General features: G+C 61.7%; 13 protein-coding genes. 10 read left to right on the top strand and 3 right to left on the bottom strand.

The features are described from left to right. The first annotated feature begins 47 nt into the window (after nt 1-47). From GGR20_RS12070 to arsC, 4 genes are read left to right on the top strand one after another with little or no spacing between them, the layout of a single operon-like run. Nucleotides 48-401 (top strand): ArsR/SmtB family transcription factor, encoded by a 354-nt coding sequence (locus GGR20_RS12070; RefSeq protein ID WP_183311588.1) that lies wholly within the window; start codon nt 48-50, stop codon nt 399-401. Further along, entirely contained in the window at nt 398-934 is a 537-nt protein-coding gene (locus GGR20_RS12065; RefSeq protein ID WP_183311586.1) for an arsenate reductase ArsC, read from the top strand. Before GGR20_RS12070 ends, GGR20_RS12065 begins: the two co-directional genes overlap by 4 nt. After that, nucleotides 927-1,598 carry an MIP/aquaporin family protein gene (locus GGR20_RS12060; protein WP_183311585.1) on the top strand — a complete coding sequence of 224 codons (672 nt, stop codon included), beginning with the start codon at nt 927-929 and terminating at the stop codon, nt 1,596-1,598. The genes GGR20_RS12065 and GGR20_RS12060 overlap by 8 nt, the downstream gene beginning before the upstream one ends. Beyond that, nucleotides 1,595-2,014: an arsenate reductase (glutaredoxin) gene (gene arsC / locus GGR20_RS12055; protein ID WP_183311583.1), complete on the top strand. Its 420-nt coding sequence runs from the start codon at nt 1,595-1,597 to the stop codon at nt 2,012-2,014. The genes GGR20_RS12060 and arsC overlap by 4 nt, the downstream gene beginning before the upstream one ends. A 164-nt stretch (nt 2,015-2,178) precedes the next feature. Here the strand turns inward: arsC and GGR20_RS12050 are convergent, their stop codons facing one another. The 3 genes from GGR20_RS12050 to GGR20_RS12040 all read right to left on the bottom strand — a co-directional run bounded on the left by GGR20_RS12050 (nt 2,179) and on the right by GGR20_RS12040 (nt 5,785). After that, nucleotides 2,179-3,585, bottom strand: coding sequence for a pyridoxal phosphate-dependent decarboxylase family protein (locus tag GGR20_RS12050; protein ID WP_183311581.1), 1,407 nt, complete (start codon nt 3,583-3,585; stop codon nt 2,179-2,181). Between the two features lie 237 nt (nt 3,586-3,822). Continuing rightward, entirely contained in the window at nt 3,823-4,569 is a 747-nt protein-coding gene (locus GGR20_RS12045; protein ID WP_183311579.1) for an SDR family NAD(P)-dependent oxidoreductase, read from the bottom strand. Continuing rightward, the gene (locus GGR20_RS12040) at nt 4,550-5,785 is read right to left on the bottom strand and encodes a TIGR03862 family flavoprotein (protein ID WP_183311578.1); all 1,236 of its coding nucleotides are present in this window, start codon (nt 5,783-5,785) and stop codon (nt 4,550-4,552) included. Before GGR20_RS12040 ends, GGR20_RS12045 begins: the two co-directional genes overlap by 20 nt. 137 nt (nt 5,786-5,922) lie before the next feature. Between GGR20_RS12040 and GGR20_RS12035 the strand changes: the two genes are divergently transcribed. The 6 genes from GGR20_RS12035 to GGR20_RS12010 all read left to right on the top strand — a co-directional run bounded on the left by GGR20_RS12035 (nt 5,923) and on the right by GGR20_RS12010 (nt 12,821). Next, nucleotides 5,923-6,972 carry an HD domain-containing phosphohydrolase gene (locus GGR20_RS12035; RefSeq protein WP_183311576.1) on the top strand — a complete coding sequence of 350 codons (1,050 nt, stop codon included), beginning with the start codon at nt 5,923-5,925 and terminating at the stop codon, nt 6,970-6,972. Nucleotides 6,973-7,440: 468 nt separating this feature from the next. After that, a complete protein-coding gene (locus tag GGR20_RS12030) occupies nt 7,441-7,776 on the top strand; it encodes an STAS domain-containing protein (protein WP_183311574.1) in 336 nt (111 codons plus the stop codon). Then, nucleotides 7,773-8,141, top strand: a complete 369-nt coding sequence (locus tag GGR20_RS12025) for a response regulator (protein WP_183311573.1) — start codon at nt 7,773-7,775, stop codon at nt 8,139-8,141. The genes GGR20_RS12030 and GGR20_RS12025 overlap by 4 nt, the downstream gene beginning before the upstream one ends. Next, nucleotides 8,138-10,201 (top strand): chemotaxis protein CheA, encoded by a 2,064-nt coding sequence (locus tag GGR20_RS12020; protein ID WP_183311571.1) that lies wholly within the window; start codon nt 8,138-8,140, stop codon nt 10,199-10,201. The genes GGR20_RS12025 and GGR20_RS12020 overlap by 4 nt, the downstream gene beginning before the upstream one ends. After that, nucleotides 10,198-10,728, top strand: coding sequence for a chemotaxis protein CheW (locus GGR20_RS12015; protein WP_246349565.1), 531 nt, complete (start codon nt 10,198-10,200; stop codon nt 10,726-10,728). The genes GGR20_RS12020 and GGR20_RS12015 overlap by 4 nt, the downstream gene beginning before the upstream one ends. After that, nucleotides 10,725-12,821, top strand: coding sequence for a methyl-accepting chemotaxis protein (locus GGR20_RS12010; protein WP_183311569.1), 2,097 nt, complete (start codon nt 10,725-10,727; stop codon nt 12,819-12,821). Before GGR20_RS12015 ends, GGR20_RS12010 begins: the two co-directional genes overlap by 4 nt. The last annotated feature ends 9 nt before the right edge of the window (nt 12,822-12,830 follow it).

Here is a 12,830-nt window from a genome sequence, read left to right as displayed (position 1 = left end):
TTCCCCCTGTCTTGCAATCGTCATAATACATCGATAAATCTCGATATATGGATGATTCAGCAATCATAGATGCGCTTTCTGCCCTGGCGCAGCCCACGCGGTTGTCCGCCTTTCGCCTCGCGGTCGAACACGAACCGCACGGCCTGCCCGCCGGCGAGATCGCGAGACAGCTCGACGTGCCGCAAAACACCATGTCTACCCATCTCGCCCATCTGGCCCGCGCCGGCTTGCTGGTGGCCGAGAAGCAGGGCCGCACCATCACCTATCGCGCCCAGATCGATCACATGCGCGCTGTCATGGGCTATCTGGTCAATGATTGTTGTGGCGGTCGCCCCGAACTGTGCGCGCCACTGATCGAGGACATCACCCCCTGTTGCGCGCCCGAGGAGCTTCGCCAATGACCGATCAACAGTTCGACCGCGTCTATAATGTACTGTTCCTGTGCACCGGCAATTCCGCCCGCTCCATTCTGGGCGAAGCGCTGATGAATGCCCTGCCCGGCGGCAAGTTCCGCGCCTTTTCCGCCGGCAGCCAGCCCAAGGGCGAAGTCCATCCGCTGGCCCTGCATACACTCAAGGAAATGGACTTGCCGACGGACGGCTTTCGCTCCAAGTCCTGGGACGAATTCGCCACCCCCGACGCACCCCGGCTCGATTTCATCTTCACCGTCTGCGACAATGCGGCGGGCGAAGCTTGCCCCTTCTGGCCCGGCCAGCCCATGACCGCCCATTGGGGCGTCGAAGATCCGGCCGCCGTGGAGGGAAGCGAAATCGACAAGCTGACCGCCTTCCGCAATGCGGCCAACTATCTTCGTCGCCGCATCGAAGTCTTTGCCGCCCTGCCGCTGGCCACCATCGATCGCATGGCCTTGCAGAACAAGCTCAAGGATATCGGCAAGCTTGAAGGCGCCACGGACCAGGCAAGCAATGACTGATCGCCTGCGCAACCTCGCTGCCGAGGCGCTTGGCACCGGCATTCTGGTCGCCACCGTGGTCGGCTCGGGCATCATGGCGCAACGCCTGACCGATGACATTGCCCTGGCCCTGCTCGGCAATACCATCGCCACCGGGGCCATCCTCGTGGTGCTGATCGGCGTGCTCGGCCCGATCTCCGGCGCCCATTTCAACCCGGCGGTGACTCTGGTCATGGCGTTGCGTCGGCAATTGAGCGCGGCAGATGCCGGGCTCTATGTCGTCGCGCAGATCTGCGGCGCCATGCTCGGCACGCTGCTGGCGCATCTGATGTTCGACCTGCCGCTGGTTTCGGCCTATGCTGACCCGCGTAACGGCGCCAGCCAGTGGCTGAGCGAGGCGGTGGCGACATTCGGGCTGGTCCTGACCATTCTCGTCTCGCTCAGATACGCGCCCGAGCAGATTGCCATGCGCGTCGGGCTCTATATCACCGCCGCCTATTGGTTCACCGCCTCGACTTCCTATGCCAATCCCGCCGTGACCATTGGCCGGGCACTGACCGCGAGCTTTGCCGGTATCGGCCCGGCCGACGTGCCCGGTTTCATCATCGCCCAGATCCTGGGCGCCCTTCTGGCCATGGCGCTGAGCGCCTGGCTGTTGCGTCCACAAACGGAGCGATCCGCATGAGTGTCACCATTTATCACAACCCCGATTGCGGCACCTCGCGCAACACGCTGGCCATGATCCGGGGCGCCGGCATCGAGCCACAAGTGATTCTCTACCGAGAAGCGCCGCCCAGCCGGCAGCGATTGGAAGAACTGATCGCGCGGGCGGGCCTGAAAGTGCGCGATGCCATCCGCGTCAAGGACACTCCCTATTTCGAGCTCGGCCTCGACAACGAAGGCCTGTCCGATGAAGAGCTGATCCAGGCCATGCTCGCCAACCCGATCCTGATCAATCGCCCCTTTGTCGAAACCGAGCATGGCGTGCGTCTTTGCCGACCTTCCGAAGTGGTGCTCGATATCCTGCCCGAGGCGCTCGGCATTCCCTTCACCAAGGAAGACGGCGGCGTGGTCATCGACGCCGATGGCCAGCGGGTGTGAAGCCGACTAGGCCGGTCAGGCACCCGAAGCATCCTGACTATTGGCCATTGAGCCAATGAGAAGCGCCGTGCCCCTGCCAGCAGACCACCACCTGACCGTCATCGCCGAGACCTACCGCCTGCCCCGCGTCCTTCCTGGCCCGAGCGGCCTTTGCCGTCTGGCGGCTAGGACCGGTGGCCCACCTTTCGCCAGGCGTCGATGACTGCGTCTGCTGAGAGATCAATGTCCTCTTCTGTCGTCGCTCCGGATGTCACCGAGATACGCATCACCCAGTCATCTCGCCACATTGCACCTGCCACATAGCAGACCCCATCGTGCAGAACCTGCGCGATGACGGCTTCGGTGTGCAACCGGCGTTCTGCAGGGTCGCCATCTCCAAAATTCACTATGAGCTGATTGATAATTGGTCTGCTGACCACATGAATTCCTGGCTCGGCGGCAAGGCGGTCAGCGAACCGGACTGCCAGGCTGCAGTGGCGCTCGACCAAGTCGGCCATACCTTGGCGCCCAAGCGTTTTCAGCATGGCGTAGACGGGGATTCCGCGGGCGCGACGAGAAAGCTCTGGAACGTAGTTTGAAGGGATACGGTCACCTTCCGCAATTGACGGGAGATAACTCGACCACTGTGACATTGCCCCTAGCAGTGCATCTCTATCTCTAACGATTGCGAAGCCGCAATCATAAGGGGCCTGCAACCATTTGTGTCCATCTGTTGCCCAGCTATCGCCGCCTTCGATGCCATTGGTGAGGTGCTTGTGGCTCGGGGTCGCTCTGGCCCACAGTCCAAAGGCGCCGTCCACGTGCACCCACGCATCGTGTTGTCGGCCAATGTCGACGATTTCGTCGAACGGATCAAAAGCGCCGGTGTTGATCTGGCCAGCCTGGGCGATGATGATCTTGGGGCCGCTGAGATTAGCAATCGCCCGCTCCAGCGCCGCTGGGATCATGCGTCCCACCTCGTCTGTGTCGAGAGATATGACGCGCCTTCTTCCAAGCCCGACCAGTTGCAACGACGAATACACCGACGAGTGCGCATCGTTGCCGATGAGCACATGGATCGGAGGGGCGCCAAACAAGCCGTCAGCATCAGGATCCCAACCCACCGCCATCAGCGTCTTGGTTCTGGCCGCGGCCAGGCAGATGCCGTTTGCGACAGTGGCCCCGGTGGCAAATCCGATACCGCTCGTATGGGGTAAATCCAATATTTCGAGCAACCACCGCTCAGCCACTTCCTCGATAGCGGCCCCCGATGGGGATGTTGATTGATAGCCTGCGTTCTGCCCCCAGGCGCTGACAAGAAAATCCGCAGCAACACCAGTGGGATGTGAGCCTCCCATGACCCAGGCAAAAAACCTTGGCCCCGTCGTAGGCATGAGCCCTTGCTCCGCCACCGCGACCAGTTGATCGAGCACCTCAACCGGATCCGCGCCGACCAAGGGCAGTGGTGCGTCAAACCGATCTCGCATCGAATGGTAGTCCGCGAGCGGCTTGGCCGGTTTGCTGCCCAGTTCAGATCTGTATCGCGTGGCGTGTTCAGCGGCGCGACCAAGCAGATGATCCAGAGTTGTCATGCTACCTCCCAGAACAAGGCCAGGTCGCCGAACAAATTTGGAGCCCGGTCTCCCCATTCGCGCAGCACTCTGGGCCCCATTCCCAAACCACGCAAGGCAAAGCGGCTAGCATCGCAATCTCTCTGGCAATCGAGAGGTCGTGGAGAACGGCCAACGTCCCTGTTGGAGTCGCGTGCCCACTCCAGTTACCGACAGATCAACGTTTGCGCCGGAATGCCCCGCCGCTACCACCCAGCGCTAATAGGTCGCCCGTCCGCCCGAAAGGTCGAAGACGCTGGCGGTGGTAAAGCTGTTTTCGCGGCTCACCAGCCAGGCGACCATGGCAGCGGCCTCTTCCACCTCGAGGAAACGCCCGCGCGGAATACGCGAGAGCATATAGGTGATGAACTCTTCGGTCAGGCTGTCGAGAATCCGCGTCTTGGCCGTCGCCGGGGTGATGGCGTTGACGGCAATATCGAAGCTGGCCAGTTCCTTGCCCAGCGATTTGGTCAGGCCGATCACCCCGGCCTTGGCCGCCGAATAGGCCGAGGCGGTCGGATTGCCCTCCTTGCCGGCAATCGAGGCGATATTGACGATGCGCCCGTAATTGCGCGCCTTCATTCCCGGCACCACCACGCGATTGACGTAGAAAGTGCCGTTGAGATTGATTTCGATGACCCGCCGCCATTCGTCCGGATCATATTCGTCCAGCGTCGCGTTGTTCCCCGCGATGCCGGCCGAATGCACCAGGATCGACACTGGTCCTGCCTCGGCTTCCGTCGCTGCATGGGCGCGTTCGAGCGCTTGGAGATCGGTAACATCGGCGCTCTGCTGCGACGCACCGGCCCCCAGCGCGGCAACCGCCCTTTCAAGCAATGCGCTATCCTTGTCCCAAAGGCTTACCTTGGCACCGGAGGCCAGCAGCCGATGGGCAATGGCAAAGCCAAGCCCCTGCGCCCCGCCCGTGACCACCGCCACCTGCCCCTCAAGATCGATCGAATTCATTGGCTTCCCCTCTGCCTGCAAATTCTACTGCCGCCCGCCCCGCTGCCCGACCGGTGGCGAAACAGGCCGTCAGCAGATAGCCGCCCGTCGGCGCCTCCCAGTCCAGCATCTCACCAGCCACGAAAACGCCGGGCAAGGCCTTGAGCATAAAGTTTTCATCCACGCCGTCCCAGGCAATGCCGCCAGCCACCGAAATCGCCTCGGCGATTGGCCGGGGCCGCTGCACGTCAAGCCGCACCGATTTGATAGCCGCTGCCAGTGCATTGGGCGTTAGAATTGCAATGTTGTGCACACATTCGCGCAGCAGGCCCTGCTTGGCCCCATCCAACCCCGCACCCTTGCGCAGACGATTGGAAAGGCTGGCCTTGGCCGGTTGCCGCGCTAGATCATGCGTCAGGCGTTCAATGCTTCGTCCCGGCGCCAGATCCAGCTCGAGACTGGCAGCGCCATCTCGTTCCAACCCATCGCGCAATGCCGCCGCATGCGCATAGACCAGGCTGCCTTCAACGCCCCAGCGCGTGACGACAAATTCGCCTGCAGTCGTATCGGCACTGCTGCGGGCAACCACCGCCTTGATGGGTTCACCGGCAAAGCGCTCGATCATCAACGCGGACCAGTCCACCTCAAACCCGCAATTGGCCGGGCGGAACGCCGACACCGCCACGCCACGTTTTTCCAAACTGGACACCCAGGTCGCGTCTGAGCCCAGCCGGGGCCAGCTCGCGCCGCCCAGCGCAAGCACCACTGCATCAAAATGCTCGACCACTTGGCCCGCCGGCGTGTCAAAGACGACACCCCCCGCGGCAAACCCGGTCCAGCGGTGCCGTGTGCGTATCTCCACCCCCTGCACCACGAGGCGGGCGAGCCAGGCGCGCAAGAGGGGCGACGCCTTCATGGCGCTGGGAAACACCCGCCCCGACGATCCGACAAAAGTCTCGACGCCCAGTTCCGCGCACCAGGCGCGCAATTCGGTCGCAGAGAATGTATCGAGCGCGGCCTGCAATTGGGCCTGGGCTCCGCCATAACGCGTATCAAACGCGCTCTTGTCCTCGGCGTGCGTGATATTGAGGCCCGACTTGCCGGCCATCAGCAATTTGCGCCCGACGGTGGGCATGGCCTCGAAGATAACGACGCGTGCGCCCTGCTTCGCTGCCTGCTCGGCAGCCATCAGCCCGGCCGGTCCGCCCCCAATTACCGCGATCCGCCTCGCCACCATGTTCGCCCATCTGCTTGAATGCGTCAGTACACTGCTAACCAATAGAGCAAACCATTGCCACGTCCCGATTCCTGTTAAGCTTCACCTAATCGTGCCGCTCATATGGTTGGCGCAATTCGGGCGGGGGCCGCAATACAATGCGAATGCTGATCGTCGATGATAGCCGCTCCAGCCTCGCGCTGATCGGCAGCATCGTCAAAGAAGCAGTGACGGGCGAGATTGAGCTCTGTCTCAATCCACTCCAAGCACTGGACAAGTGCCAAGACTATCAGTTCGACCTTATCATCGTCGACCATATCATGCCCGAAATGGATGGTGTTGCCTTCACCGCCGCGCTGCGTTCGCAGCCGTCCTATCGCATCGTCCCCATCATCATGGTGACCTCCGACCTCGACAAGACCGTGCGCATCGAGGCCATTAAGGCCGGCGCGACGGATTTCCTGCACAAGCCCTTCGATCCGATCGAGCTGCAGGCGCGCGTGTCCAACCTGCTGGCACTGCGCCAGGCCCAGGTCGAACTGGCCGACCGCGCCCAATGGCTCACCCGTGAAGTGGAACGGGCAACCGCCCATCTGCTGGCGCGCGAAGAAGAGATCATTTACCGGCTGGCGCGGGCCATCGAGTATCGCGACGGCGGTACCGGCGAACACGTCTCGCGCGTTGCTCTGATCAGTCAGATGATCGGCGAAGGTATCGGCCTGCCACCCGAGCGCTGCCGCATGATCTATCTTTCGGCGCCCCTGCACGATATCGGCAAGATCGGCATCGCCGACGCCATTCTCTCCAAGCCGGGCCGGCTGACCGACGAGGAAATGGCGATCATGCGCGAGCATGTCACTATCGGCGCACGCATTCTGGAACGCGGCGGGTCCGAGCTGATCCGCACCGCCGAACTGATTACGCAGAGCCACCACGAGAAATGGGACGGGACCGGCTATCCCGACCGCCTCTCTGGCACCGACATCCCAATCGAAGCGCGCATTGTGGCCATCGCCGATGTTTTTGACGCCCTGTGCTCCGAGCGCCCCTATAAGTCCGCCTGGCCTATCGACAAGGCCTATGCCGAAATCATCCGCTGCAGCGGCAGCCACTTCGACCCGCAATGCGTCGCCGCCTTCCGCGCCAAATGGCCCAAGATCTGCGCCATCATGCAGCCCAATGAGCCCGCGCACGCCGTCGGCTTCTAAAACGTTCAATCGACCGCTCTTGGTATATGGGCCGACACCTTCTGGTGGGTGCGCGAACCTGCACGCGAACGGCTGGCGACAAGCCAAGTGAATCAAAAAGCACCAACATCCGAGTTATTGGAACTCAACTCTGAATCGATCGTGTTCGATTCACACGCAAACCCCAAAGACTCAGCGTGATTCATTGCAGGACAAGATATACACATTGATTAAAGACGATACTATCCAAAGTAATATTTAGAAAACACAGTACAATTCTTCAATTCCATGGGATCGGTAACCATCAGTTAAGCGAAAAATGCAAGTTTAGTATCAAGCCGGATGGGAATACGGCGGACAGATTGGCAATAGAAACAGCATAGCGAGCACCGCACCGGTATCAGTCCTTTTCGCCTACCGATTTCCCGGCCTCCTTTCGCGGTAGAGAGACAGAATGTCATCTTCAGTATTTTGCATACGGTCATGCCCATGACCGATGAACGAACACACATGCTCGTATTGACGGGCGATGCAGGCATCAAGAACGCGACCGAAGTCGCCGCAAACCTGCGCAACACCATTGAAAACCATGCAGCCGTCGCCATCGACACCCAGGCATTGTCCGCGGCCGATGTGACCACCGTGCAATCCCTGCTCGCCGCCCGGGTCAGCGCCCGCGCGCTCGGCAAGGACTTGACCATGCTCGCGCCCTTGGGAGGGCCGCTGCAGGCCGTGCTGAATGACGCCGGCTTCCTCACCCCCGGACAGGAACATGCCGCCTTCTGGTCCGACCAACCGACAAGCCAGCAGGACACTGAGCGATGACCAAGACCATTCTGACGATCGACGACAGCGCCTCCATTCGCCAGATGGTGGCCATGACGCTGACCGGCGCGGGGCTGGACGTGCTCGAGGCCGGCAACGGCCAGGAGGGTTATGACGTTGCGACCGCCAATACGGTTCACGCCATTCTGACCGACCTCAATATGCCGGTACTCAACGGCATCGAGTTCATCCGGAAATACCGCCAGCACCCCTCCTCCAAAGGCATTCCGATCATCCTGCTCACCACCGAATCCGACGATGAGCTCAAGCGCGAGGCCAAGGAGGCCGGCGCCACCGGCTGGATCGTCAAGCCCTTCAAGCAGGACCAGTTGCTGGCCATTATCAAGAAGGTCACCGGGGCATGAACATTTCCGACCCCACTGAAACCTTCCGCCAGGAAGCGCGCGAACTGCTCGACGAGCTCGAAGCGGGGCTGCTCGATCTTGAGCAGGATCCATCCAATACCGACCTGGTCAACTCCACCTTTCGGGCCTTGCACACCATCAAGGGTTCGGGGGCCATGTTCGGCTTCACCGCCGTGGCCGAATTCGTGCACGAGTTCGAAACCGCCTTTGACCAGGTACGCAAGGGGCAGACCCAGGCCAATGCAGCCCTGATCGGTGTGGCGCTCGACGCCAAGGACCATATTCATCTGTTGATCGAAACGCCTGACGCCAGGATTTCAGGCGGCGATGTAATCCTGGCCAATCTGCGCGCCATCGTGAACGGCGAGACCAGCGCACCGCAAGCACCCATGGCCGAGCCGGAACCGGAACCGGTCAGCGCGAAATCTGCAGAACCGGCCCCCAAGGCCGAAAAGACCATCTGGCGGTTGGACTTCTACCTGCCTTCCGACGCGCTTATCTACGGCACCAACCCAGTACTGCTGCTCGAAGAGTTGGCCGAAATCGGACCGGCGACGATCACCGCCCTGACCGATCGGGTTCCTGACCTAGCCGTGCTCGACCCCGAAACGCCCCATATTGGCTGGCGGGTCGATATCGACGCGGACGATCCCACTGCGGCGATCGACGATGTTTTCCTGTTCCTGCGCAACAATATGGAATTGAGCCTGGTCCAGCTGAATGCGACAGATTTGCTTGCTCAGGAAGCTGAAACTGCCGAGGAGCCGGTCGCTGCCGAGCTTGAAGACCAACCGGGTCCCGCCGCGGCTCCCACCACGCCTCAGTCTCCCGCTCCGCGCGCCAAATCGGCGGCCGCAACCGACACCGCTGAACGGACCGCAGCCTCCTCCCTGCGCGTCCCGGCCGAGCGGTTGGACGAGTTGATGGATCGCGTCGGCGAGCTCGTGATCGCCCAGGCCCGCCTGAGCCAGATTGCCGGTCTGAGCTCAGACACCGCACTCAAGACCATTGCCGAAGAGCTCGAACGCCTATCCTCGGGGCTGCGAGACACCACAATGGGCATTCGCATGGTGCCCATCGGCACCCTGTTCAGCCGCTTCCGCCGTCTGATTCATGATCTCTCGGGTGAATTGGGCAAGCCCATTGAGTTCATCACCACCGGCGAAGACACCGAGCTGGACAAGACCATGATCGAGCGCCTGGCCGATCCGCTGGTACATCTGATCCGCAACTCGATCGATCATGGCCTGGAAAGCGCCGACAAGCGCGCCGCGGCCGGTAAGCCGGCCAAGGGCGTGGTGCGGCTCTCTGCTGTCTATTCGGGTGCCGAAGTCGCCATTTCGATTACCGATGACGGCGCCGGGCTCGATGCCGCGCGCATCCGCGCCAAGGCCGAAGAAAACGGCTTGATCACGCCGGATACCAAACTGACCGACCAGGAACTCTATCACCTGATCTTTGCGCCGGGTTTCTCCACCGCCAAAGAAGTGACGTCCCTCTCGGGCCGCGGCGTCGGGATGGATGTGGTCAAGCGCACCATTGACGGGCTGCGCGGCACCATCGATGTCACCTCCCGCCCCGGTGAAGGCTCGACCATGACCCTCAGGCTCCCACTGACCCTGGCCATTATCGATGGCATGCTCGTGCGGGTTGGCAAAGGACGTTACACCATCCCCCTGGCTGCCGTGGAAGAATGCGTGGAACTGCCCGAGGGCATCGAAGCCCATGCCAAAGGCCGCAACTTCCTCGATATCCGCGGTGCGCTGGTACCCTATCTGCGGCTGCGCGAAGTCTTCGGCACCAAGGGCGAGAGTGAGCCACACCAGAAGGTAGTGATTGTCTCTTCCGGCGAGGGCCGGGTGGGCCTGGTGGTCGACCAGATCATCGGCAACAACCAGACCGTCATCAAGCAGCTCTCAAAGCTCCACTCGGGCATCAAGTCCTTCTCGGGCGCCACCATTCTGGGCGACGGCTCCGTGGCCCTGATCCTGGACACCGCTCATCTGGTGGCCGCCGGCCAGGGCTATGTGGATCGCAATCTCACCGGGAGGGCTGCATGAGTCAGGCCATGAAACTGGTCGAACTGGCCCAAACCGCGCCGGTCGACGCGATGAACGCGCTCACCATCCGCCTAGATGACGAGCTGTTTGCCGTCGAGGCCCATCATGTGCGCGAAATTCTCGAGCTGGTGCCGATCACCGAAGTGCCCAATGCTCCCGAATTCGTCGGCGGGCTGATCAACGTGCGGGGCCGTGTCGTGCCGCTGGCCGATCTTCGGGTCATGTTCGGCATGAACCGGGCCGAGCCGGATGAGGACACCCGGATTGTCGTGATGGAAGTCGACATGGATGGCGAGCCCGCCATTGTCGGCATCCTGGCCGACAAGGTGCACGACGTCACCGATATCGAGGCCGCTTCCATAGAGGAGGCCCCCAAGGTCGGCATGCGCTGGCGCCCTGAATTCATCAAGGGCATCGGCAAGCGCAATGGCGGCTTCATCATCATTCCGAACATGGAACGCATTTTCGAAATCTCGGGCGCAAGAACCGCACCCGTCGCAGCTTCAGAAGAAAGGTCTGCATCGTGAGACTGACTATCAAGACAAAATTGGCGGCCGTCTTCGGCGTGGTCGTCGCCCTCTCGGCGGGGAGCATGTTCATTGCCCTGCAGAATTTGGGGCAGCTGAACCAGGAACTGGAGACCATCGTCGAGGTTCGCGCGGCCAACTTGATCCGCTCCTCGCAGATGCAGACCAGCCTGGAAAGCCTTGGATCGCGCGTGCGTGCCCAGATCATCACCAAGGATCAGGCTGAAAAGGAAAGCTATGTCGCCTCGCTGCGTGAGGACTATGACGAACTGATCCAGGGACACGCCTTCCTCGAAGGCAATACGATGGATGCCACCATTAAGGGACAACTGCCGGAGTTCATCACGAAGGTGAACGAGCTTTGGGCCGCAGTTGAACGCGGACAGGAGCAGACGCTCAAAAACTCTGATGCCAACGCCCTGGCCATCAGCCGCAGCGAAGGCAGCGGATCGCTCGGTGTCTTCGAAGAAACCATGGGCGCCCTGCGCGCATCCCTGCAGCGCAAGGTTGATGCCGGCGATCTCTCCGCATTTCCCGCCTATCGTGCCGCCACCGAGATGTTCCTGACCGGTTCTGACATGTTCCGCCAGCAGCGCAATGTATTGCTTGCCGCTACCCAGGACCGTGCCCTGCAGGAAACCTGGAACAGCGACTATTTGACCGGCGTCGAGGCCAATGCCGTCCGCCTGCCGCAACTGCAGCGCACCATGCCCGCATCCGACATGGCCCTCTTCAACGAAGCCCGTGCCGCCTATGACGACATGGTCGCCGCCATGGACAAGGCTGTCGGCATCTCCATGGAAAATGGCGACTATTTCGCTCTGCAGGAAATGCAGAACGTCAACACCCTGCGCCGCGATGCCAATGCCATCCTGCAGTCCATGATTGATCGCAATGCCACCATCATGGACGAAGCCAAGGCACACGCAGCCGAAGTCTATCAGACCTCGACGATGCTGCTGATCGGCCTGCTGGCAGGCTCCGCCCTGATCGCTCTGATCGCCGCCACCTGGATCGTGGTCTCGATCTCCCGGGCTCTCTCTAGCGCCGTGCGTCTGGCCGACGAAGTGGCCGGTGGCAACCTCTCGGCCACTGCCGAGGTGAAATCCGACGACGAAGTGGGTGATCTGATCAAGGCGCTCAACGCCATGACCCAGAAGCTGCGTGAAGTCGTCGCCGAAGTCACCAACGCCACCCGCAATGTCGCCGCCGGTTCCCAGGAAATGTCGGCCACCGCCGAACAGCTCAGCCAGGGTGCCACCGAACAGGCCTCGTCCACCGAAGAGGCATCCGCCTCGATGGAAGAGATGGCGGCCACCATCAAGCAGTCGGCCGACAATGCCACTCAGACCGAAAAGATCGCCCGCCAGTCCGCTGCCGACGCGATTGCCTCGGGCGAGGCCGTAAACAACGCGGTCTCGGCCATGCAGACCATTGCCGAAAAGATCATGGTGGTGCAGGAAATCGCCCGCCAGACCGATCTGCTCGCACTCAACGCGGCAGTCGAAGCGGCCCGCGCTGGCGAACATGGCCGTGGCTTTGCGGTTGTCGCCTCTGAAGTGCGTAAGCTTGCCGAGCGCAGCCAGGCAGCGGCTGGCGAAATCTCGACCCTCTCGGGCACCACGGTCAAAGCGGCCCAGTCAGCCGGCGACATGCTCTCCAAGCTGGTCCCGGACATTCAGCGCACCGCTGAGCTGGTGGAAGAAATCTCGGCCGGCTCCAGGGAGCAGAATGCCGGCGCCGCCCAGATCAACACGGCCATCCAGCAGCTCGACAAGGTGACCCAGCAGAACACCTCTGCCGCCGAGGAAATGTCGGCAACCTCCGAAGAACTGGCCAGCCAGGCCGAGCAGCTCCAGTCCGCCATCAGCTACTTCCGCATCGATCCGTCCTCCATCACGGCTGTTGCCAATGATGCGCCAGCCAGCAAGGCCGATCTCAAGTCTGCCATTTTGGCCAAGGCGCCGCACATGACCCCGCGCAAGCCGGTCCAGAGCAAGCCAAAAGCCAAGAGCGGCGGCGGCTTCGACCTCGACATGGGGGATGCCGGTGATGATCTCGATGGCGATTTCACCCGCCGCGGCGCGGCCTGAGTGGATCGG

The organism is Devosia subaequoris, assembly GCF_014197055.1.
Lineage (GTDB): Bacteria > Pseudomonadota > Alphaproteobacteria > Rhizobiales > Devosiaceae > Devosia > Devosia subaequoris.
This window is presented reverse-complemented; position numbering and strand designations above follow the sequence as displayed.

Coding starts and splice junctions, on each gene's coding strand:
- GGR20_RS12035 (WP_183311576.1), top strand. CDS start 5,923: ATGCGAATGCTGATCGTCGATGATAGCCGCTCCAGCCTCGCGCTGATC.
- arsC (WP_183311583.1), top strand. CDS start 1,595: ATGAGTGTCACCATTTATCACAACCCCGATTGCGGCACCTCGCGCAAC.
- GGR20_RS12040 (WP_183311578.1), bottom strand. CDS start 5,785: ATGGTGGCGAGGCGGATCGCGGTAATTGGGGGCGGACCGGCCGGGCTG.
- GGR20_RS12015 (WP_246349565.1), top strand. CDS start 10,198: ATGAGTCAGGCCATGAAACTGGTCGAACTGGCCCAAACCGCGCCGGTC.
- GGR20_RS12070 (WP_183311588.1), top strand. CDS start 48: ATGGATGATTCAGCAATCATAGATGCGCTTTCTGCCCTGGCGCAGCCC.
- GGR20_RS12050 (WP_183311581.1), bottom strand. CDS start 3,585: ATGACAACTCTGGATCATCTGCTTGGTCGCGCCGCTGAACACGCCACG.
- GGR20_RS12020 (WP_183311571.1), top strand. CDS start 8,138: ATGAACATTTCCGACCCCACTGAAACCTTCCGCCAGGAAGCGCGCGAA.
- GGR20_RS12045 (WP_183311579.1), bottom strand. CDS start 4,569: ATGAATTCGATCGATCTTGAGGGGCAGGTGGCGGTGGTCACGGGCGGG.
- GGR20_RS12065 (WP_183311586.1), top strand. CDS start 398: ATGACCGATCAACAGTTCGACCGCGTCTATAATGTACTGTTCCTGTGC.
- GGR20_RS12060 (WP_183311585.1), top strand. CDS start 927: ATGACTGATCGCCTGCGCAACCTCGCTGCCGAGGCGCTTGGCACCGGC.
- GGR20_RS12030 (WP_183311574.1), top strand. CDS start 7,441: ATGACCGATGAACGAACACACATGCTCGTATTGACGGGCGATGCAGGC.
- GGR20_RS12025 (WP_183311573.1), top strand. CDS start 7,773: ATGACCAAGACCATTCTGACGATCGACGACAGCGCCTCCATTCGCCAG.